At 64.0% G+C, this 19,141-nt stretch carries 16 protein-coding genes; 8 read left to right on the top strand and 8 right to left on the bottom strand.

What is annotated here, in order from left to right; all coding sequences use genetic code 11:
* Positions 1–30 precede the first annotated feature (30 nt).
* Complete coding sequence (locus ACMDW7_RS08505; protein WP_377301526.1) at positions 31–1,572, top strand: arylsulfatase; 1,542 nt, start codon at positions 31–33, stop codon at positions 1,570–1,572.
* Here ACMDW7_RS08505 and ACMDW7_RS08500 read toward each other — a convergent pair.
* From ACMDW7_RS08500 to cadR, 8 genes are all read right to left on the bottom strand, one after another.
* Complete coding sequence (locus ACMDW7_RS08500; RefSeq protein ID WP_377301528.1) at positions 1,517–2,125, bottom strand: hypothetical protein; 609 nt, start codon at positions 2,123–2,125, stop codon at positions 1,517–1,519. The two genes, ACMDW7_RS08505 and ACMDW7_RS08500, sit on opposite strands and share 56 nt — an antisense overlap.
* Before the next feature lie 84 nt (positions 2,126–2,209).
* Positions 2,210–2,518, bottom strand: coding sequence for a hypothetical protein (locus ACMDW7_RS08495; protein WP_377301530.1), 309 nt, complete (start codon positions 2,516–2,518; stop codon positions 2,210–2,212).
* 116 nt (positions 2,519–2,634) lie between these two features.
* Positions 2,635–3,375: a hypothetical protein gene (locus tag ACMDW7_RS08490; RefSeq protein WP_377301532.1), complete on the bottom strand. Its 741-nt coding sequence runs from the start codon at positions 3,373–3,375 to the stop codon at positions 2,635–2,637.
* 177 nt (positions 3,376–3,552) lie between these two features.
* Entirely contained in the window at positions 3,553–4,878 is a 1,326-nt protein-coding gene (locus ACMDW7_RS08485) for an anaerobic C4-dicarboxylate transporter family protein (RefSeq protein WP_377301534.1), read from the bottom strand.
* Positions 4,879–4,926: 48 nt separating this feature from the next.
* Positions 4,927–6,627: a mechanosensitive ion channel family protein gene (locus ACMDW7_RS08480; protein WP_414859644.1), complete on the bottom strand. Its 1,701-nt coding sequence runs from the start codon at positions 6,625–6,627 to the stop codon at positions 4,927–4,929.
* Positions 6,628–7,158: 531 nt separating this feature from the next.
* Entirely contained in the window at positions 7,159–8,268 is a 1,110-nt protein-coding gene (locus tag ACMDW7_RS08475) for a DNA-binding protein (protein ID WP_377301538.1), read from the bottom strand.
* A gap of 283 nt (positions 8,269–8,551) precedes the next feature.
* The gene (locus tag ACMDW7_RS08470; RefSeq protein ID WP_414859643.1) at positions 8,552–9,010 is read right to left on the bottom strand and encodes an antitoxin Xre/MbcA/ParS toxin-binding domain-containing protein; all 459 of its coding nucleotides are present in this window, start codon (positions 9,008–9,010) and stop codon (positions 8,552–8,554) included.
* A 113-nt stretch (positions 9,011–9,123) separates the two neighbouring features.
* Positions 9,124–9,603 (bottom strand): Cd(II)/Pb(II)-responsive transcriptional regulator, encoded by a 480-nt coding sequence (cadR, locus tag ACMDW7_RS08465; protein ID WP_414859642.1) that lies wholly within the window; start codon positions 9,601–9,603, stop codon positions 9,124–9,126.
* A gap of 191 nt (positions 9,604–9,794) precedes the next feature.
* Between cadR and ACMDW7_RS08460 the strand changes: the two genes are divergently transcribed.
* From ACMDW7_RS08460 to ACMDW7_RS08430, 7 genes are all read left to right on the top strand, one after another.
* Entirely contained in the window at positions 9,795–12,077 is a 2,283-nt protein-coding gene (locus tag ACMDW7_RS08460; RefSeq protein WP_377301544.1) for a heavy metal translocating P-type ATPase, read from the top strand.
* A complete protein-coding gene (locus ACMDW7_RS08455; RefSeq protein WP_414859641.1) occupies positions 12,074–12,439 on the top strand; it encodes a DUF3703 domain-containing protein in 366 nt (121 codons plus the stop codon). Before ACMDW7_RS08460 ends, ACMDW7_RS08455 begins: the two co-directional genes overlap by 4 nt.
* A 64-nt stretch (positions 12,440–12,503) precedes the next feature.
* Positions 12,504–12,839 (top strand): hypothetical protein, encoded by a 336-nt coding sequence (locus tag ACMDW7_RS08450; RefSeq protein WP_377301548.1) that lies wholly within the window; start codon positions 12,504–12,506, stop codon positions 12,837–12,839.
* 103 nt (positions 12,840–12,942) lie between these two features.
* Positions 12,943–14,244, top strand: coding sequence for a TolC family protein (locus ACMDW7_RS08445; protein ID WP_377301549.1), 1,302 nt, complete (start codon positions 12,943–12,945; stop codon positions 14,242–14,244).
* Positions 14,241–14,801 carry a hypothetical protein gene (locus ACMDW7_RS08440; RefSeq protein WP_377301551.1) on the top strand — a complete coding sequence of 187 codons (561 nt, stop codon included), beginning with the start codon at positions 14,241–14,243 and terminating at the stop codon, positions 14,799–14,801. The genes ACMDW7_RS08445 and ACMDW7_RS08440 overlap by 4 nt, the downstream gene beginning before the upstream one ends.
* A gap of 62 nt (positions 14,802–14,863) precedes the next feature.
* Entirely contained in the window at positions 14,864–15,982 is a 1,119-nt protein-coding gene (locus ACMDW7_RS08435) for an efflux RND transporter periplasmic adaptor subunit (protein ID WP_377301553.1), read from the top strand.
* Between the two features lie 16 nt (positions 15,983–15,998).
* On the top strand, positions 15,999–19,121 hold the full coding sequence (locus ACMDW7_RS08430; RefSeq protein ID WP_377301555.1) for an efflux RND transporter permease subunit: 3,123 nt from the start codon (positions 15,999–16,001) through the stop codon (positions 19,119–19,121).
* The last annotated feature ends 20 nt before the right edge of the window (positions 19,122–19,141 follow it).

The following is a 19,141-nucleotide window of genomic DNA, read 5'->3' as shown; positions in this document are numbered from 1 at the left end:
TTTGTTCAACACCAGCAGGGAGATCTAGAAATGAACCGCGCTCTTCCCGGCCTGCGTCGACCCGTCCTCGCGACGGCCATCGCCGCCGCGCTGTCCGGCCTTGTCGCTGCAAACGTCGCCGCCCAGACGCCGTCGCGTCCCAACATTCTGGTCATCATGGCCGATGACATCGGCTACGCCAACGTGGGGATCTACTCGCACGGCATGATGGTGCCCACGCCCAATATCGATCGGATCGGTAGAGAAGGCATCCTGTTCACCGACCACTACGGCCACCCCAGCTCCACCGCTGGCCGTGCTGCCTTCATCACCGGCCAGCTGCCGATCCGCACCGGCATGACCACCGTGGGTCTTCCGGGCTCGCCCGTGGGCATTGATCAGCGCGACCCGACACTCGGCAAGGTGCTCAAGGAACTCGGCTACCGCACAGCGCAGTTCGGCAAGAACCACCTCGGTGACCGCAACAGCCACCTGCCCACGGTCAACGGTTTCGACGAGTTCTTCGGCAACCTGTATCACCTCAACTCGGAGGAAGAGCCCGAACTGCGCATGTGGAGCAAGGATCCCGGCTTCAACCAGCGCTACCGCCCCCGTGGCGTACTCGATGTCGTCGCCACGCAGGAGGATGATCAGACCGTCGATCCGCGCTTTGGCAAGGTTGGCAAGCAGCGGATCCGTGACACCGGTCCGCTGACGACCAAACGCATGGAAACCGTTGACGAGGAGTTTCTGGACCGGACCAGAAAATTCATAACAAGTGCCGCGCAGGCCAAGCAGCCGTTCTTTGCCTGGTTCAACCCGAGCCGGATGCATATCTACACACATTTGAAGCCCAGTTCGCGCCACCTGGCGAGTGACATCTCCAGCGAATTCGACGTCTATGGCAGCGGGCTGATGGAGCACGATGGTCACGTGGGCCAGCTGCTCAAGCTACTCGATGATCTGAAGATCGCCGAGAACACCATCGTCGTGTACACGACCGACAACGGTGCCATGGTCTCCTGGTGGCCGGACGCTGGTTCCACGCCCTTCCGCGGCGAGAAGGCAACCACCTGGGAAGGTGGAGTCCGGGTACCGATGCTGGTGCGTTGGCCGGCCAAGATCCCCAAGGGCAAGATTTCCAATGGCATCCAGACCCATGAGGACATGTTCACCACACTCGCCGCGGCAGCCGGCTACGGCGACGTGCGCGGCAAACTCAAAGCGCGAGACAAGGTCTGCATCGACGGCATTGACAACCTCGCCCACTGGACCAGCAACGCGCCCTCAGCCCGCAACTCGGTGATCATGTACAACGAGAACGACCTCACGGCCGTGCGCGTCGGTCCCTGGAAGTCGCACTTCATGGTGCGCGACGGATTCTTCGACTACCTGCGTACCAGCTCGCTGGTCTTCAACCTGCGCATGGATCCGTTCGAACGCCATGGCGGCCAGAAGAGCAACGACCTCGCCATGCAGATGGGTGTGGCTCTGGGTGGGCAGATCCAGGATGTCGTAGGCGAGCACATGGCGTCGTTCAAGGAATGTGCGCCGCGTCAAAAGAGTGGTTCGCTGCGCATGGGTGGGCAATAGACCGGATCGCACTTACGAAAAAGCCTGGCCTCATTGGGGCCAGGCTTTTTTTGCGAGCGCAACTGCGTGATCGGCGCTCGCCTGTCAGTCGGTCGTCGTCTTGCGCGCTGATGATGGCGGCTGTCACGCCCACCACTGCGACACCGACCACCACGCCCTTGAGCAGATCATCGCCATCATCCTGGTGGTAATGGTGCGGGTAGTAGCGGCGCAGGTAGGCGTCGCGCTCCCAGTAGCGGCCATCACGAAAGTAGCGGCCGTTTCGCCAGTATTGGTCGCGGTTGTCCTCAAGGACCTCTCGACGGATCTCGCGGCGCGCTTCACGACGCTCGCGATTCACTTCCCGATAGCCTTCACGCATATCGCGTCTGACGCAATCCTGCGTGTTGCACCGCTGGGTCTCGCGTTCGGCTTGACGCTGCTCGCAGGCCACTTCGCGCGCACCCTCGCGCGCTTCGCGCCGTGCTTCCCAGCTCTGCGCGGCCGTCGGCAGCGGGACAGCCGAGGCCGCGAGGACGCAGCTAGAAATCAGCGTAGTCAGGAGAGGCTTCATGGGCTACTCCCCACGGCTCTTGCGAAACTTTCCGACGCGTGCCTGATAGGGGCTGGTCACGGTCTTGCAGTCGTCGGGCTTGATCTAGATGGAGGTGCCATAGCCAAACCCCTCGGAGACCAGGAACGCGCGGTCTGCACCCAGCAGGCGTGTGAGCTCTGCGTTGATATTCAGGGCATCGCGCTCCAGTGCAGGCTTGCTTTCCTTGCCGGCGCAGCCCAGAGCGAGACCCGCCAGATAGCCGAAGCTCTTGAGGCCGTCCTCGAGCTGGACTTCCGGATCCGGAGCGGGTGCAGCGGCAGGCGCCTGCGCCGTCTGCGCGTACACGGCGCCAATCAGCAGGCCAGGAGCAAGAACACAGCTGGTCGCACGGCGATCGGGAATGGATTTCATCGAGCGCTACTCCTTGTCAAACATGCGCCCGGGGTGTGCTGACGCTCGCACGTCCGGCTGCTGCCGGATACAAGTCAATCTGATCTGTCTGGACGCTGCGTCCAGCGATCTGTCTGTTAGAAGAAGTACTTGGTGGCGAGAGATACCGCACCGCGGTCCTTTCGATCACCGGTATCGGTGCCCAGGGACACCGAACCCGCCCAGTTCTTGTCGAACTGCTTGTTCAACGTGGCCTCGATACGCTGCCAGCTCAGATTGCTCTTGTGCTCCCAGGTCTGGCGGATTTCGCCGGTCAGCGCCCAGCCCTGATCAAGGATCAGCACGGGAACAATGCGGAACTCCGTGTTCGAGAAGCTCGCGCGACTGGAGTCGCCGCCCACGGAGGTGACCTGTTTGAGCACTGCAGCACCAAGCACGCTCGGCGAGAAGGCCCGCACCACAAGCGCGCCGACATTGGCCTGATAGCGGCCAGTGCCCAGTTCGTCCTTGGATGCGACGGGCAGCACAGTTTCAGCCGATGCACCATAGGTCCACTGACCCGAAGGAACGATCCAGCGTGCGCGTGCAAAGAAGTCTCCGGTCCCCGTTCGTGAAAACCCGGGCTGAGACAGCCGCGTGTACACGGGCAATTCGAAGTTCAAGCCCCACTGGTTGTTGAGCCTGTAGTCGTACTTCAACGTCAGGCTTGTCGTGCTTCCCGTGGAATCAAGCTCGACACGCTTCAGAATCACGTCGAAGCGGCTGTCGATCTCTGCTGGGTTGACGCCCCGCGCCTGTTGCGCATGCGCGCCGAAACCTGCCAACGACAGGGCGAACCCCAGGGCGTACACCGCTGCACGTAGGCTGTCTGCTTGCATCGATTTCTCCTAGACGATCTTGAGCCGCCATTGAGCGCGTCCGAGCGAGCCCAGAGGCGGCATGGGTGCGCGTCAGCTTTGCATGACTGGCGGCACACCGCCAAGCCGAGCTGCCCAACTTGGGTAGCGTCGACGAGCGACTCCTGCGGGGGGAGGGGGCCGGAGTTGGCGCCCCAGCTACCGCAGCGCCGCCAGACCCAGACCGGCACCGACGGCGACCACGGTGTAGAGCAGCACAGGCAGCAAGAAGGAGTGGTTGATGACTGCCGCGCCGATTCGGGTCGTTCCGGTGCGATCCAGCTCGACCGTCGCGATCTGGGCACCATTGGTGGGCAGGAGGAACACGCCGACAACGGCAGGCCACATCGCAGCCAGCGTGGCTGGCGCCAGCCCCAGTGCAATGCCGATCGGGATGATCGAGAAGGTGGCGCTCGACTGGCTCGTGGTGATGGCCGCCACTGCGAACAACGCGACGGCGATCATGATGGGTGCCTGCTTGGCCAGTTCACCCAGGCCACCCACGATGACGGTCTCGTTGGCCGCGATGAAGGTGTTGGCCATCCAAGCGACACCGAACAGCGCGACCACCGCCACCATGCCGGAGTCGAAGAGTGGGCTCTTCACGATGTCGCCCGCCTTGATCTTGCATAGCGCGGTGATCAGCGCCGCGACCGTAAACATGGTGATCTGGATCAGCTGCGACAGGTCGACCTCGACCATCTTGCCTTTCGACATCACCATGGGGCGCAGTGCCTCGAATATGCCGGCACAGACGATGAAGACCACGCCCGCAAGGAAAATCAGCGCCGAGCGCTTGCCCTCGGCCGTGACGGTCTTGGTCTGCGCGTCGGCACCTGGGGGCGCAATCTCGCCCGCAGCAAGGCGGGCCAGGTACTCGGGGTCTTCTTCGAGCTCCTTGCCCCGCCGGCTCATGACAAATGCCGCGACGAGGATTGCCAGGATCGACGCCGGGACGGTGATGGCCAGAATGTCCGTGATCTTGAACCCGAGAGGTGCCATCAGCCCGACCATGGCTGCCGTTGCCGCAGACACCGGGCTGGAGGTGATTGCGAGCTGGCCCGCAGTGGCGGACAGGGCAAGAGGGCGCTCCGGCCGCACCTTGTTGGCGTAAGACACCTCGTAGATGACCGGCATCAACGAGTAGTAGATGTTGCCGGTACCTGCGCCGACGCAGAAGCCGTAGGTCGTCAGCGGGGCCACGTAGGTGATCTGGCGCGGGAACCGGCGTATCACCCTCTGTGCGAGCATGACCAGATAGTCGATGCCTCCGGCCAGTTGCATGGCACCGGCCGCCGTCACGACCGCCATGATGATCAGCATCGCGTTGACCGGCACGCTGCCCGGCGCGATCTTGAACAGCAAGACAAAAAGCAGGACACCCACGGCACCAAACAGGCCGATGGCCATGCCTTTGTAGTGGACCCCGACGGCGATCAGCCCGATCACCATCAGACCCTGCAGCAGGATCAGCGCTGTATCCATGAAGTCCTCCCTGCGTTGTCTTGGTCTGGATCCCCGGGTGGGCGCCTGTCAGTCGCTCCGTGCTTGTGCAGGCGCCTTGTACCAGTCCTCCTTGGGAACCACGACCGTGCGTTCCGGCTGCCCGAGGAAGTGCGGCGACATGATCTGTACGCCGTTTTCGTTGAATACGTCCTGAATGTTGGCGTGCAGGGCGGACTGAATGGGCACGCGCTGCATCGCGACATCGATACCTACGAAGATCTCGTACTCGACATAGAAGTCCGATAGGGCGCGCTGATATACATAGGGTGCCGGCGTCTGCAGGACCTTGGGTGTGCGCCGAGCCGCTTCTTCAAGCATCGCATGGACCTGCCGCCAGGGCGCGTCATAGCCGATCGTCACCTTGGCCGTCAGCAGGGTGCCGTGCGTTTGAGACAGCTTGGAGTAGTTGTGGATCGGGTTGGCGACGAGCACCGCATGGGGAATTGTGATCTCCTCATTGCGGATGCTGATCATCTTGATTGCGAGCGATGACACGTCGGTCACCACGCCCTGCATGCCATTGACCTCGATGAAGTCGCCCTTGCGCAGGGCACGCGAATAGACCAGGACAAGCCCGCTCATGGCCTGGTTGACGAGCCCCGAGGATCCGAGTGTCAGCATTGCGCCGAACAGCACCGAGATCCCCTTGAACGCCTCGCTGCTTGCTCCCGGAAGGTAGGGATAGGCAATCGCGACGCCGAGCCCCCACACAAGAACCGTCACGATGCGGCGCGTTGCCGATGTGGTTTCCGGATGCATGAAGGGCAGCTTCAGACGGCCCTGCTGCACGGCCGAGAAAAAGTAGCCGAGCACGTCAGCGACAGCGCGGGTCAAGACAAGAACGATCAGCACTGTGGCGACACTTGGCGCGCCTTCGACAGCGCCCTGGGCAACCCAGATGACCTTCTCTGACAGCCATCCATCGAGCTGGTCCGCCAATGGCTGGGTCGCCACGAATGCACCCAGCGCGAAGCGCAGCCACGTGTAGGTCAAGGTGACGAGGACCAGCCACAGGAAGATCTGCGTCGTGCCAATCGCGAGCCGGACAGCGAGCTCACGCCAATCGACGCCTTGCGGCCGCTTCGAAAGCCGGTCGCGAAGCTCCTCGAGCTTTCTGACGCCGCGCCGGCTCGCTGAGAAGGCGGCGTAGACAAGCGCTGCGAAAGCAACGGTGGCTCCTAGGGCCTGCAGCAAGCCGATCCACAGCATTGGACCGTCGCGGCTATCGTGCCACGCCTTGCGTGCTTGTTCCAGCCGCTCCAGCGTCTGCTTGGTCATTGAATCAAGCGTTTGGCCGGTCTCCGGGTCGACATCAGCTTCAACGATCGCAAACAGATTGAAGTTGCCCAGCATGAACTGGACACCTGTGAGCTGCTGGAAGCTAAAGGGCAGGGCGCGCAAGGGTTGCGACATCGCCGGGTCGGGCAGTTGCCGGATCCGGTCAAGTGCCATCTCAACTCGCTTCTCCGGAGGGACGCCGGCGAGCACCGCGCGCAGGGTCACAATGTCGCGGTTGAGGATGCGCAACTCGGCGGGCTGGGCCCCAGGCCCCGCGGATCCAGTCGCGCGGGAGTCGGGCGCCTTTTCAAGTGCGTGCGACATAACCCACGGCAGCCCAAGCACGACCGTGATCAATAGCCGGGCACCGAGTGCGCCGGTACGGCGCAATAACTGCCGAGGCCAACTGAATCGAGAGCACGGGCGCGTGGTGCCTTGGAATGCTTGCATCGAATCTGCTTCAGAAGTTGCACGCGCCAGCGGAACTCGCCAGCATGTGGCGTAGAGCCTAGCGTCCGGCCCGTCGAAGTGCCAAGTATGAGTTCGGCTTCAGTGGCATTTGTGCGGCCGTGCCCACCCAACTTGGGTAACAAAGGCGCGCGTGCCTGATGGGCTCTGTGTGTATGCCAACGCAGGCGGCGCTGATCAGCTTCAGTCTCTAGTCCTGCGCGAGCCTTTGCGAACCCATCCGATGCTGAGCACGTAGCGCGAGCCCGCCGTGACGCGTGTGACGCGTGTGACGCTGTGCTCGCAGGCGTCAGGCCGGAAGAACTTGATGCGCCGCGTCTCAGGGTTCCCGTACTTTTGATGTCGATTTTGGCGGTAGCGATTTGCGGCACTCCCGTATCGGGATTCCGGCACTGCCCGCCCTAAGCGTTCGCATCAACTTTGTAGGGTTTTGCGGAAGTCATTGAAATGTGCATCCATAGCAACTAGCTTGAGCGTGACGTGGTCCCCTAGGCGCCCTGAACGCGTCCACCGCTAAGCCGGCTTTTTGGACGTGGCGCGACGACTTCGTGTCGGAAGCACAGACTCTGCGCCGGGCCGCGCTAGACGCCCTGCGCTGGCTAGCAGCGCGTCCAACTGCGCCTTCACCGTGGCATCGATCTGCAGCTCAAGCTGGGTTCGCGCTTCACGCGCGCCTTGCACCGCAGCCTGCTCCAGATCGAGCGCGCGAAGTCTTTCGGTGAGTTGGTCGACAGCGCGGCGCAAGGCGTCGGCTTCATCGCGAAGGATGTGGACCTGCGACTCCTCTGCCGCAAGTCGCGTTTTGAGCGTGTCGCGTTGTGCGGTGACGTCTGCCAGGCGCACCGCAATATCGGCGACCTCCGAGCCCTTCTCTTTCGCGTGAAGCAGATCCCGCTGTGTCGCCTCCAGGGCGAGCGCCTTTTGCGTGAGTGTCTCCGTTGCAACTGAAAGCTGCTCTCGGGCCTGCGCCAACGCCGTTCGCAACCCATGAATGTCTTGTTGTAGGAATTGGACTTGGTTTTCGTGGGCCTGAGCCTCGCGCTGTCGCTGCTCCTTGGCCGCTTCACGGAAGTGCTCAAGTGACCGCCGGGCGTCTGCATACTTGGTTTCGACCGAACTGCGATGCTCAGCCTCTGCACGCAGCTGGATCTGCAGGTCGGCTGCGAGTTGCTGGGCCTGCGCACGCTCGGCTGACACAGCACTCAGACGTTTCGATGCGTCTTCGTAGCGCTCCTGTGCTTCGGCGGTCTGCTGTCGTGCGGCTGCGAGCGCCTCGCTCAGGGATTGGATCTCTGCGCGCAGACTTGCGGCGGCGCTCTCTGCGGCAGCTGCCACTTCTGCATGTTGCGATTTGAGCCGCGCCAACTCTTCCTGCGCCTCGATTCGCAAGCGCTCAGCCAAGGGGGCAAGCAGGCTTTGCAGCTCCTCGCTTAAGGACGGTGCCGGCCTGGCGCCTGGAGACTCGTCCTCGTCGATCTCCCTCATATAGCGCTGAATCGTCGATTTGGAGCCTGTGTTGCCCAGTTCGATGCGAATCGCATCGATCGAGGGGTACTTCCCCTGCGCCAACAGGTTGTTGCGAGCTCGAAGTACTTCTGACTTGTAGATGCCGCCACGTGCCATGTCGGACTCCTCTTATTTCGTACTGTATTACGTAATACGATATTACATACTATTTTGAGGTCCACCCTCTAGGCCGAAGCGCCAAAATCTAAGAACAGATAATCCAAGATTATCTCGTGTAAGCCAGGTCTACCCGGCCATTGGCAAGCGGCCACGCGCACCCAGTACGCAAAACGCAGATCGAGTGCGCGTCAGCGAGGCAGCCCAAACACCGCCCAGGATCGGTGGACCGAGTGCGGTACGCAGAGTCCGCGCGCCGCCGTGCTACACAGTGCTGTACCTCCTACAGATAGGCACCGGCGCCAATGGCTTGAATCACGTGGCGCACGTATTCAGCACCCGTGGGTGTATCGAGCCAGTCCACGGGCCGCTGCCGTGCGAAGGCGAGCGCCGGGGACGCCAGCCACCGCCCCAGCCACCGATCAGGAGCGAATTCGTTGGAGGCAGTGTCGCGGTACAGCGCGCGTACCAGCAGCACGGTGCGAATCAACTCAACGCAGCGCATGCATGGCAGGCCCGTTACGCGCACGCCGTTTCGAGAAAACCGTAGCGTGGCAGGACTACCAATCGCCTCTAGCGTGTCGGCTAGCGTCCAACCGAGCAGGTCAGCCAGCTGCTTGATTGAACCTAGGGTGATGCCGGCACGTTCAAGTTGAATCTTTTCGTTGAAGCCGCTGCCGCCGATGATCTCGATGAGATCTTCGACAGAACTGGGCAGGCTTTCCGGGGTGGAGCTTGGCACTTTGAACCTCACGTGATCGACTTGAGAGAGGCACGCGCGAAGCTCAGAGGCGCGACGCTTGTGCGAGATCGCCAGCAGATCGGGTGCATGCCAACTCGACATCTGCCCTCTGTTCAATCGTGCTTCGCGTGAATGCCGTCGATCGCGCGACGGCGCGCACCCGATTTGCTGGCGCTTTTGGCGTCTAGCTCCAACAAAATGCCGCATCCATGAACGGATTCAGGCCCTCGGCATAGTGCACGGATCGCTTTGAGCTCGCGTTCGAGTGATCGCAACTCGCGGATCCTTTGGCCCACGTGCGCGATGTGCTCCTCAACAATCGCGTCCACCGGGTGGCAGTCTTGGGCAGGCTGCTCTCGGAACTGAATCAACTTGCCGATTTCATTAAGCGACATCCCGAGCGCCCTGCACTGGCGAATAAATGCCAGGCGCTCCACATGGGCGTCCTCATACACCCGGTAGTTGTTTTCCGCTCGGTGCGGACGGGGCAACAAGCCTTGGGCTTCGTAGAACCGGATTGTTTCTACGGCCGTATCTGTTGCGCTCGCGAGCTGTCCAATCTTCATCATGTCTTCATTTGGCTTGGAGATCACTTAACTCCACATCTACTTAAGGGTTTGCCATATCGTTCCAGGACGCGCACCGCGAAAGCACCGGAACTCTCTGACCATACTGATCTCGATCTCAAGCACACGCCGGCGTGCTACTCCCGACCAAGCTACTCCGGACACGGGCGTCAGCAGGCGCTTGACTCTGTAGTAAGTGTAGGGTTTTGAATGGCGCCATGAACCAACTGAACCCGATCAAGCCGGTATCCGGAAACTGCGCTGACTACTGCGGTGATTTGTCCACCGACGAACGACCCGCCGCATCAGGACTGCAGGATGCCGTCACGCTGCGCATAGCGAATATGGACTGCGCAAGCGAAGAGTCCGAAATCCGACGGGCGCTGGAGCCCTTCGGTGATCTGGACAACCTGCGCTTCGACCTGGGGCGAAGAACCCTGACGCTCAACGCGCAAGGTGCACGGATCGATCAGGCCGTTGCAGCCATACGCAAGGCTGGCTACGAGCCAGAGGTCATGGCCGCGCAGCCCACCGCTGACGGTACGACGGAGGCCTTGTCGTCGGACCAGGAGCACGGCAGTGAACAGCGGGGCCTCCAGCAGTCGGGGTCTTGGCTGGGTGAGGGTCTGCCACGCCTCATCCTGGCGCTTGTCTTTGCGATCGGTGCAGAGGGGCTGTCGTTCTTCGCGCCGTCCACGCTGCCTTGGGACATCGCGAAGATGGCTTTGGCGGCCATCGCCATCGTCCTGGCTGGGTTTGGCACCTACCGCAAGGGCTTCGCGGCACTGCGCGCGGGTCGGTTGAACATCAACGCCCTGATGACAGTGGCGGTCACCGGAGCATTCCTGATCGGCCAGTGGCCGGAGGCCGCGATGGTGATGGCGCTGTACGCGATTGCGGAGTTGATCGAGGCGCGCGCAGTCGACCGCGCCCGAAACGCGATCCGCAGCCTGCTGGCTCTGGCACCGGAAGAAGCCGATGTGCGACAGGCCGACGGCAGTTGGCAGCGCGTGTTGGCCAAGGCGATCCCGATGAACAGCATCGTCCGTGTACGGCCCGGCGAGCGGTTTGCGCTCGACGGCGTGGTGTCGGCGGGTACCGGTGCCGTGGATCAGTCGGCCGTGACCGGTGAGAGCATTCCGGTCGACAAGTCGCCTGGCGACGATGTCTTCGCGGGCACAGTGAATGCAGCGTCGGAGTTGCAGATTCGCACCACGGCGCCAGCGGGCGACACTTTGCTCGCTCGCATCATCCAGGCCGTAGAACATGCCCAGAGCAGTCGCGCACCGACGCAACGATTCGTAGACCGATTCGCGGCGATCTACACGCCCGCCGTCTTCGTGCTGGCCGTCCTGGTCGCATTGCTCACCCCTTGGCTGATGGACTGGACCTGGACCCAGGCTGTTTACAAGGCGCTAGTGCTGCTGGTGATTGCGTGTCCCTGCGCACTCGTGATCTCCACGCCGGTCACCGTCGTAAGCGGGCTGGCGGCAGCGGCACGACGGGGCATCTTGATCAAGGGGGGCGTATACCTCGAAGAAGCACGCAAGCTTCGCGTGGTTGCGCTCGACAAGACAGGGACCCTGACGGAGGGCAAGCCAGCACTCGTCGCGTTCGACGTCATCGCTGCGGTGCGATCTGAGGCGGCTGTGCGTAGCTTGGCGCTCAGTCTCGCAGCGCGGTCCGACCACCCGGTGTCCAAGGCCATCGCAGTGGGGCTCGCATCAGGCGGACGGCTGGACGAGTCGCCGGTCGAGGACTTCGTAGCGCTGCCAGGTCGAGGCGTCAGCGGCTTGGTGGGGGGGGAGCGATTGACGCTGGCCAATCACCGCTGGGTCGAAGAGAAAGGTCTATGCAACGCCGACCTCGAGGCCCGCCTGGCCGAGCACGAGAAGCAGGGGCGAACCGTCACCCTGCTGGCGAGCGAGCGCGAAGTGCTGGCAGTGGTTGCAGTGGCGGATCGCATTAAGCCCACGTCGCGACAGGCAGTTCAGGACCTGTTGGCCCTGGGCGTAACCCCAGTGATGCTGACAGGAGATAACGCCACCACTGCACGAGCGATCGGCCAGCTAGCCGGTATCGATGAAATCCGCGGGCCACTGCTGCCCGATGAGAAGCTGGCAGCCATCGAGCAGTTGCAGGCCTCGCGGGGCATGACGGCAATGACGGGCGATGGCATCAATGACGCTCCAGCGCTGGCGAAGGCAGACATCGGTTTTGCGATGGGCGGCGCCGGAACGCACACCGCCATGGAAGCGGCAGATGTGGTCGTCATGAACGATGACCTGCGGCGTGTGCCGGAGACCATTCAGTTGTCCAAGCGCGCACATGCAGTATTGGTGCAAAACATCAGCCTGGCGCTTGGGCTAAAGGCGATTTTCCTGGTGCTTGCAGTGTTCGGTAGCGCCACCATGTGGATGGCCGTGTTTGCCGACATGGGCGCGAGCCTGCTGGTGGTGTTCAACGGGCTGCGTCTTCTCCGGTTCAAGGGGAAACCATGAGCATGGCCAAGCAAACGCCGCTTGGCGAGGCCTTCGAGAACACGATTCGTGAGGCTGCCGATGCAATCAATAGCGGTGACTATGACTACGGTTTAAGCCGGCTCGAACGAGCCCATGTGCTCGGACAAACTCGCGTGCTTCGTCACCTGCGTGTGCATGTCTTGATGCTGATCATCGCTTGGCGAAAACGCGACATCCAAGAATGCCTGGCACAAGGATTCAGGATTGTGCTCCTACCGATCGGCCACCTCACAGGCCGTATACCCCCGGGGAATCCGGGGACGGGTCGGGTCAGCGCTTTTGCATCAATGCCGATTGATCCGGACCTCGCAGAACTGCTGCGCGCTGATCGGACTCCCTAGCGCGGACCTGTCGAAAACCCCACCCCCGCATCCGGTGTAACACTCGGCGTCGTACACTTCCGTTATGGCTCGTTGGTTGATTGGTTTCCTCATTTGTCTGTTCGCCGTGCAGTCCGCATGGGCGGCAGCACACGTGTGCGACCCTGCCAACGAACATCACGCTCAGCACGCGAAGTCGGCCAAAAATCCGAAGCTGCTCGACTCGAGCGACGCGGGTGAGCCGACGCAGGACGGGTGCAACGAGATGCATTGCCACGCGTTGCATGCGCCGGCTCTCGCAGCAACCCATATCGCGCTGGTCACGAGCGGCACCCTGCCGACGCCATCGGCGCCACTCAGCGCGCTGATCGACGCGACCTCCGACGAGATCGACCGGCCTAATTGGATGCGGCCTGCCTAACCGGCGGGCGGCCTCCAACTCACGTCCTCGCACACCGACACTCGTCGGTACGACGCCACCCGCCGGGATTGACCCATTTGACTGGTCTTTCTCGGAGTGATTCATGTTTTCCAAAGTTGCATGGGCGCAACGCTTCGCGCCGTGCGCGGTCGCCGCTTTTCTGGTCGGCGCTTCGTCCTTCGCCTCGACGCGCGCGCAGACGATTTCCGTGTCGGTGTCGTCAGACGGCGCGGGGCCATCACAAGGTGCCACGCCACTAACACGGCTGTTTGAAGCAGCTTGGGAGCGGGCGCCCGCGGCAAGCGCTCAGGCCGCGCGGCGCGCTGCCGCGCAAGCTCAACGCGACAGCGCCGCACGCCTAACCCCTGAACCGGCCTCAGTCGCCGTGGCGCATCGTACGGATCAACCCACGCGCAACGAGGGGCAGCGCGAGGTTGAAGTCGAGCTCGCGGTTCCGCTGTGGTTGCCTGGGCAGCGTCGCGCCACGATGCAACTGGGTGAGGCCGACGCACAGCTCGCCGAGCTAGCGATTCAACTTGATCGTTTGAAGCTTGCGAATGAAATCCGTCAACGCTGGTGGGGGCTCGTTCTGGCGGCCAACACGCTCGCACTTGAACGCAGACGCATGGCTGATGCTCAGCAACTTGCAGCCGACGTTCAGCGACGCCTGAAGGCTGGCGAGATTGCTCGAACAGATTCGAATCAAGCCCAAGCGCTGGTACAGCTCGCACAAGCTGCGCAGACAGAAGCCGAGCAAGCACTGGACGCTCAGGTTGCTGAGCTGCGAGTGCTCACCGGCGTTCCCGATGCACTCTTGTTGCAGCTGGCCACCGGAGAGCCCTTGCCGGAGCAACCCGCCGCGCGCGGTGCGCAAGACGAGCACCCTGAGCTGGCCGCTGCTCGGCTGACGCAAGCGGCTGCACAGGCCAAGCTGCGTCTGGCCGCAGCTTCGGCGCGCGCCAATCCGAGCGTGAGCCTTGGTGTGATCAGAGAACGCGGTTCATTCGGGGAGGCACAGAAGAACACCTTGCGGCTCGGCGTCTCGGTACCCCTGTCCTCGGGTCCGACGAGTCTTGCGCAGGCCGAGACCGCGAGGGCGCAGGCGCTCGAAGCCGAAGCGACCTTGCCTTTGCTCTCTGCGCGCTTGCAAGCACAGGAACGTGTCGCCAGAGCCGCGCTCGATCGCGCGCGTAGCACTCTTTTGGCGGCCGAGCTGCGAGTTGCGCTGCATCGCGACACGAGCGTCTTGCTGGACCGCGCCTATCGGCTCGGGGAAATCGACATCACCACGCGCCTTCGCGCGGCGTCCGACCTCTTCGAAGCGCAACGCAGCCTCCTTCAAGCACGAGCCCAGCTGGCTCGGGCGCAGTCTGAACTCAATCAATCTCTTGGACTTTTGCCGTGAAACACAAGACCTCAGCCCTTGCCTCCGCTTTTGCTGTAGTGGCGGGGATCGCCTTGGCAGTCAGCGGGTGGCCGCAGCCGGCCCTCGCAGGCCCCGGACACGACCACGGCGAGGAGACCCCGACCACAGCGGGCACTGCCAGCCCACGCTTTGCTGCGCATTCGGACTTGTTCGAGATCGTCGGCATTGCCAAGAACCAAACAATCACGCTCTACGTTGATCGCTACACCACCAACGAGCCGGTGACCAACGCCAAAGTCGAATACGAGTTGAACGGTTCCAAAGGCATCGCTGCGGGTGCGGCGGATGGGACCTATGTCATCCCGCTCAATGGCGTCAAGGCGCCAGCCGAATTAGCCCTGAGCTTCACGATCACCTCGGGCGTAGACATGGATTTGCTCGCGAGCAATCTGAGCCTGCCCGACCCGCATGCCGACCATGACCACAGCGCCTCGAATCCGCGCGCCTGGATGCTCTACAGCGGTATCGCTGCAGCCGTGATCCTCGCAATCGCGGCCGCTCTGCTCCTTCGACGCCGTCGGATCGGAGCTGCGTGATGCACAAGCAGTCGTCTCCCAACATCTTGAAAGTTCGTATGCCTATCTTCGAAGCACGCCGCATGCGACGCGCGCTGAGCCAGATGCTTTTCTCCCTCGCCGCCCTCACCAGCCTGGCGGCCGGTGGGCCCGCCCAAGCCGGCCCCGGCCATGACCACGGCGATGCGCCGCAAGCCAGCACCGGTGACGGCCCCGCCCGCGCGCCGGACGGCAGCGTGTTCCTGCCCAAGCCCTCGCAGCGGCAGCTGCAGATCCGCACGCAGATCGTCGAAGCCGGTGACGCGCCGCGCAGCATGGAGCTGATGGGCCAGGTCGTCATGGACCCTGGCGCCGGGGGCCGCGTGCAGGCCGCGCAGGCCGGCCGCATCGAGCCCGGCCCGAACGGCTTGCCGGCGCTCGGTGCGCGAGTGGCTGCCGGGCAGGTGCTGGCCTATATCCGGCCGGCCAGCGGCGCGTTTGACCGCGCCAACCAGGCCGCCAGCAGCGCCGAGCTGCGCAGTGCGCTGGAACTGGCGCGCCAGCGCGTGGCGCGGCTTGAGCAGCTGGAAGGCTCCGTGCCGCAGAAAGACATCGACGCCGCCCGCGCCGAGCTGAAGGGCCTCACCGAGCGCAGCCGCGCCGTGGAGGGCTCGCTCACCGGGCGCGAGGCGCTGGTGGCGCCGGTGTCCGGCGTGATTGCCAGCAGCCACGCCGTGGTGGGCCAGATCGTGGACGTACGCGAGCTGCTGTTCGAGATCATCGACCCCGCCCGCCTGCGCGTGGAGGCGCTGGCCTTCGACGCCGCAGCGGCCCAGGCCATCAGCGGCGCGGCCGCGGTGGTGGGGGGCCGCAAGATCGATCTGCGGCCCCTGGGCGCCGGGCGCAGCCTGCGCGACGGCGCGCTGCCGGTGCAGTTTGCGGTGGTCAATAGCGCCGAAGCTCCGCTGGCGCTCGGCATGCCCGTCAAGGTGTTTGCCGCCACGCGCGAGCGCGTCAAGGGCATGGTGCTGCCGGCCGCAGCCGTGGTGCGCAACCCGGCCAATCTGGAGATCGTCTGGGTGCATGAGGCGGCAGAGCGCTTTGTGCCCACGCCGGTACGCGCGCAGGCGGTGGACGGCGCCACGGTGGTAATTACCGACGGCCTGAAGCCGGGCCAGCGCGTGGTGGTGCAGGGCGCGGCGCTTGTGAACCAAGTGCGCTGAGCCAGGAGCCGCAACGATGTTCAACGCACTCCTGCGCATCAGCCTGAACAACCGGCTGATCGTGCTCGCCGTCGCCTTGGCGATGGTCGTCTTCGGCGGCATGACGCTCGTGCGCACGCCGGTCGACGTGTTCCCTGATCTGGATCGGCCCACCGTCTCCATCATGACCGAGGCCGGCGGCATGGCCCCGGAAGAGGTCGAGCAGCTGATCACCTTCCCGATCGAAACCACCATGAACGGCATGCCCGGCGTCACCAGTGTGCGCTCGGTGTCCGGCGTGGGTCTGTCCTTCGTGTATGTGCAGTTCGGCTTCGGCACGGACATCTACCGCGCCCGGCAGAACGTGGCCGAGCGCCTGTCGCTCGTGCGCGAGCAGATGCCCGAGGGCGCGGCGCCCACCATGGGGCCGATCTCCTCCATCATGGGCGAGATCATGCTCGTGGCCATTCCGCTGGACCCCGCCAAGGTCAGCCCGATGGCGGTGCGCGAGTACGCAGACTTTGTGCTGCGGCCGCGCCTGCTCACCATCCCCGGCATTGCGCAGGTGATCCCCATCGGCGGCGAGGTGCGTCAGTTCCAGGTGCAGCCGGACACCGCGCGCATGGCGCAACTGGGCATCACGCTCGAAGCCATCGAGGGCGCGGTGCGGGGCTTCTCGTCCAACTCGTCCGGCGGCTTTCTGGAGCTGAACGGCCGCGAATATCTGATCCGCAACATCGGCCGCACCACGCGCCTGGAAGATCTGCAGCGCCTGCCCGTGGGCTTTGTGCGCGGCCAGCCGGTACTGCTCACGCAGGTGGCGCAGGTGACCTTTGCGCCGGCCATCCGCCGCGGCGACGCCGGCTTCAACGGCCAGCCCGCCGTGATCCTGGGCCTGCAGAAGCAGCCGGGCGCCGACACCGTGCGCCTGACGCAGCAGGTGGAAGCCGCGTTCAGCGAACTGGCGCGCACCCTGCCGCCGGGCATCGAACAGCCGCGCACCACCATGCGCCAGGCGAGCTTCATCGAAGCCTCGATCGGCAACCTCAACGGCAAGCTGATCTTCGCTTCCATGCTGGTGGCGCTGATCCTGTACCTGTTCCTGGCCAATGTGCGCACCACCATCATCTCGCTTTCGGCCATTCCGCTGTCGATCGTGGTCACGGCGCTGGTGTTCGGCTACTTCGGCCTGTCCATCAACACCATGACGCTCGGCGGCCTGGCCATTGCCATTGGCGAGCTGGTGGATGACGCCGTGGTGGGTGTGGAGAACGTGCTGCGCCGCTTGAAGCTGGACCGCGCGCAGCATGCGCCGGGCGCGCGCCCGAACCCGCTCAATTCTCTGGAGATCATTGCCAAGGCCACGCTGGAGGTGCGCTCGGCCATCGTGTACGCCACCATCATCATCGTGCTGGTGTTTGTGCCGTTGTTCCTGCTGCCGGGTCTGGAAGGGCGCCTGTTCATTCCGCTGGGCATCGCCTACATCACGTCCATCCTGGCGTCGATGCTGGTGTCCGTCACGGTCACGCCCGTCATGGCCTACTACCTGCTGCCCAAGATGAAGGGCCTGGAGCATGGCGACCCCAGGCTGCTGCTGTGGCTGAAGGCCCGCTACGCGCGCGCGCTGGACTGGGTGCTGGACCACCCCAAGCAGCTGCTGCTCAGCGGCGCCGTGGCCGTGCTGATCGCCGCGGCCTCCGTGCCCTTCTTTGCGCGCACCTTCCTGCCGCCCTTCAATGAGGGCACGCTGCTGGTGGGCATCCGGCTCATGCCGGGCACCACGCTGGCGGAGTCCACCCGCATTGCCCGGCAGGCCGAGCGCATGCTGCTCACGGTGCCTGAGGTGGAGTACGTGGGCCGGCGCTCCGGCCGCGCCGAGCTGGATGAACATGCCGAGGGCGTGCACGTGAGCGAGCTGGACATCCGCCTCAAGCCCAGCGCGCGCGCGCCCGAGGCCGTGACGGCCGAGATCCGCGAGAAGCTCGCCGTGCTGCCGGCCAACATCAGCATCGGCGCGCCGCTGGGGCATCGCATCGACCACATGCTGTCGGGCGTGAACGCGCAGATCGCCATCAAGATCTTTGGCGAAGACCTCGACACCCTGCGCGGCCAGGCCGAGGCGCTGCGCCAGCAGCTTGCGGGCATCCCCGGCATCACGGACCTCAACGTGGAGCGCCAGGTGCTCACGCCGCAGATTAAGGTGCGGGTGGACTACGACCGCGCTGCGCAGTACGGCATTGCCCCGGCCAAGCTGCTGGCGGAGCTGCAGACGCTGATCGACGGCGAACGCGTGGCGCAGATCGTCGAGGGCAACCGCCGCTTTGCGCTGGTGCTGCGCCTGCCGGAGTCCGAGCGCGGGCTGGAGGGCCTGCGCCGCCTCATGATCGACACCCCAGCCGGGCGCGTGCCGCTCGCGCTGCTGGCCAGTGTGGAGGAGTCCGACGGGCCCAACGAGATCCGGCGTGACGACGGCAAGCGGCGCATCGTCATCTCCGCCAACGCGCAGGGCCGCGCACTGTCTGCCGTGGTGGCAGACATCCGCAGCACCACGGCCCGGTTCAAGCTGCCCGAGGGCTACTTCATCACCCTGGGCGGCCAGTTTCAGGCGCAGGAGGAAGCCAGCCGCCTGATCGCGCTGCTCTCGCTCGTCTCGGCCGCCATGGTGTTTCTGGTGCTCTACAGCCGCTACCAGAGCAGCACCTTGGCGCTGATGATCATGGGCAACATTCCGCTGGCGCTGGTGGGCGCGGTGATCGGCCTGTGGATCTCCGGGCAGCCGCTGTCCATTGCCGCGCTGATCGGCTTCATCACCCTGGCGGGTATTGCCGTGCGCAACGGCATCCTGAAGGTGAGCCACTATGTGAACCTGTGCGCCTTCGAGGGCGAGCAGTTCACGCGGAAGATGATCATCCGCGGCTCGCTGGAGCGGCTTTCGCCCGTGCTCATGACGGCGCTGGTGGCCGCCTTTGCGCTGGCGCCCCTGCTCTTCGAGGCCGACCAGCCGGGCACCGAGATCCTGCACCCCGTGGCGGTGGTGATCTTCTCCGGGCTCATCAGCTCCACCCTGCTGGACACCTTCCTCACGCCCGCCGTGGTGTGGCTCTACGGGCGCAAGCCGGTGGAAAAGCTCGTCGCTCAATCCGGCAGCGAGGCGTTCTGATGGCTAGGGGTCTGCATGTG

The sequence above is a fragment of the Piscinibacterium candidicorallinum genome, assembly GCF_047549485.1.
GTDB lineage: Bacteria > Pseudomonadota > Gammaproteobacteria > Burkholderiales > Burkholderiaceae_C > Piscinibacterium > Piscinibacterium candidicorallinum.
The sequence above is the reverse complement of the archived record's forward strand: the minus strand, read 5'-3'. Positions and strand labels throughout refer to the sequence as shown.

Coding starts and splice junctions, on each gene's coding strand:
- ACMDW7_RS08505 (WP_377301526.1), top strand. CDS start 31: ATGAACCGCGCTCTTCCCGGCCTGCGTCGACCCGTCCTCGCGACGGCC.
- ACMDW7_RS08500 (WP_377301528.1), bottom strand. CDS start 2,125: ATGAAGCCTCTCCTGACTACGCTGATTTCTAGCTGCGTCCTCGCGGCC.
- ACMDW7_RS08495 (WP_377301530.1), bottom strand. CDS start 2,518: ATGAAATCCATTCCCGATCGCCGTGCGACCAGCTGTGTTCTTGCTCCT.
- ACMDW7_RS08490 (WP_377301532.1), bottom strand. CDS start 3,375: ATGCAAGCAGACAGCCTACGTGCAGCGGTGTACGCCCTGGGGTTCGCC.
- ACMDW7_RS08485 (WP_377301534.1), bottom strand. CDS start 4,878: ATGGATACAGCGCTGATCCTGCTGCAGGGTCTGATGGTGATCGGGCTG.
- ACMDW7_RS08480 (WP_414859644.1), bottom strand. CDS start 6,627: ATGCAAGCATTCCAAGGCACCACGCGCCCGTGCTCTCGATTCAGTTGG.
- ACMDW7_RS08475 (WP_377301538.1), bottom strand. CDS start 8,268: ATGGCACGTGGCGGCATCTACAAGTCAGAAGTACTTCGAGCTCGCAAC.
- ACMDW7_RS08460 (WP_377301544.1), top strand. CDS start 9,795: ATGAACCAACTGAACCCGATCAAGCCGGTATCCGGAAACTGCGCTGAC.
- ACMDW7_RS08455 (WP_414859641.1), top strand. CDS start 12,074: ATGAGCATGGCCAAGCAAACGCCGCTTGGCGAGGCCTTCGAGAACACG.
- ACMDW7_RS08450 (WP_377301548.1), top strand. CDS start 12,504: ATGGCTCGTTGGTTGATTGGTTTCCTCATTTGTCTGTTCGCCGTGCAG.
- ACMDW7_RS08445 (WP_377301549.1), top strand. CDS start 12,943: ATGTTTTCCAAAGTTGCATGGGCGCAACGCTTCGCGCCGTGCGCGGTC.
- ACMDW7_RS08435 (WP_377301553.1), top strand. CDS start 14,864: ATGCGACGCGCGCTGAGCCAGATGCTTTTCTCCCTCGCCGCCCTCACC.
- ACMDW7_RS08430 (WP_377301555.1), top strand. CDS start 15,999: ATGTTCAACGCACTCCTGCGCATCAGCCTGAACAACCGGCTGATCGTG.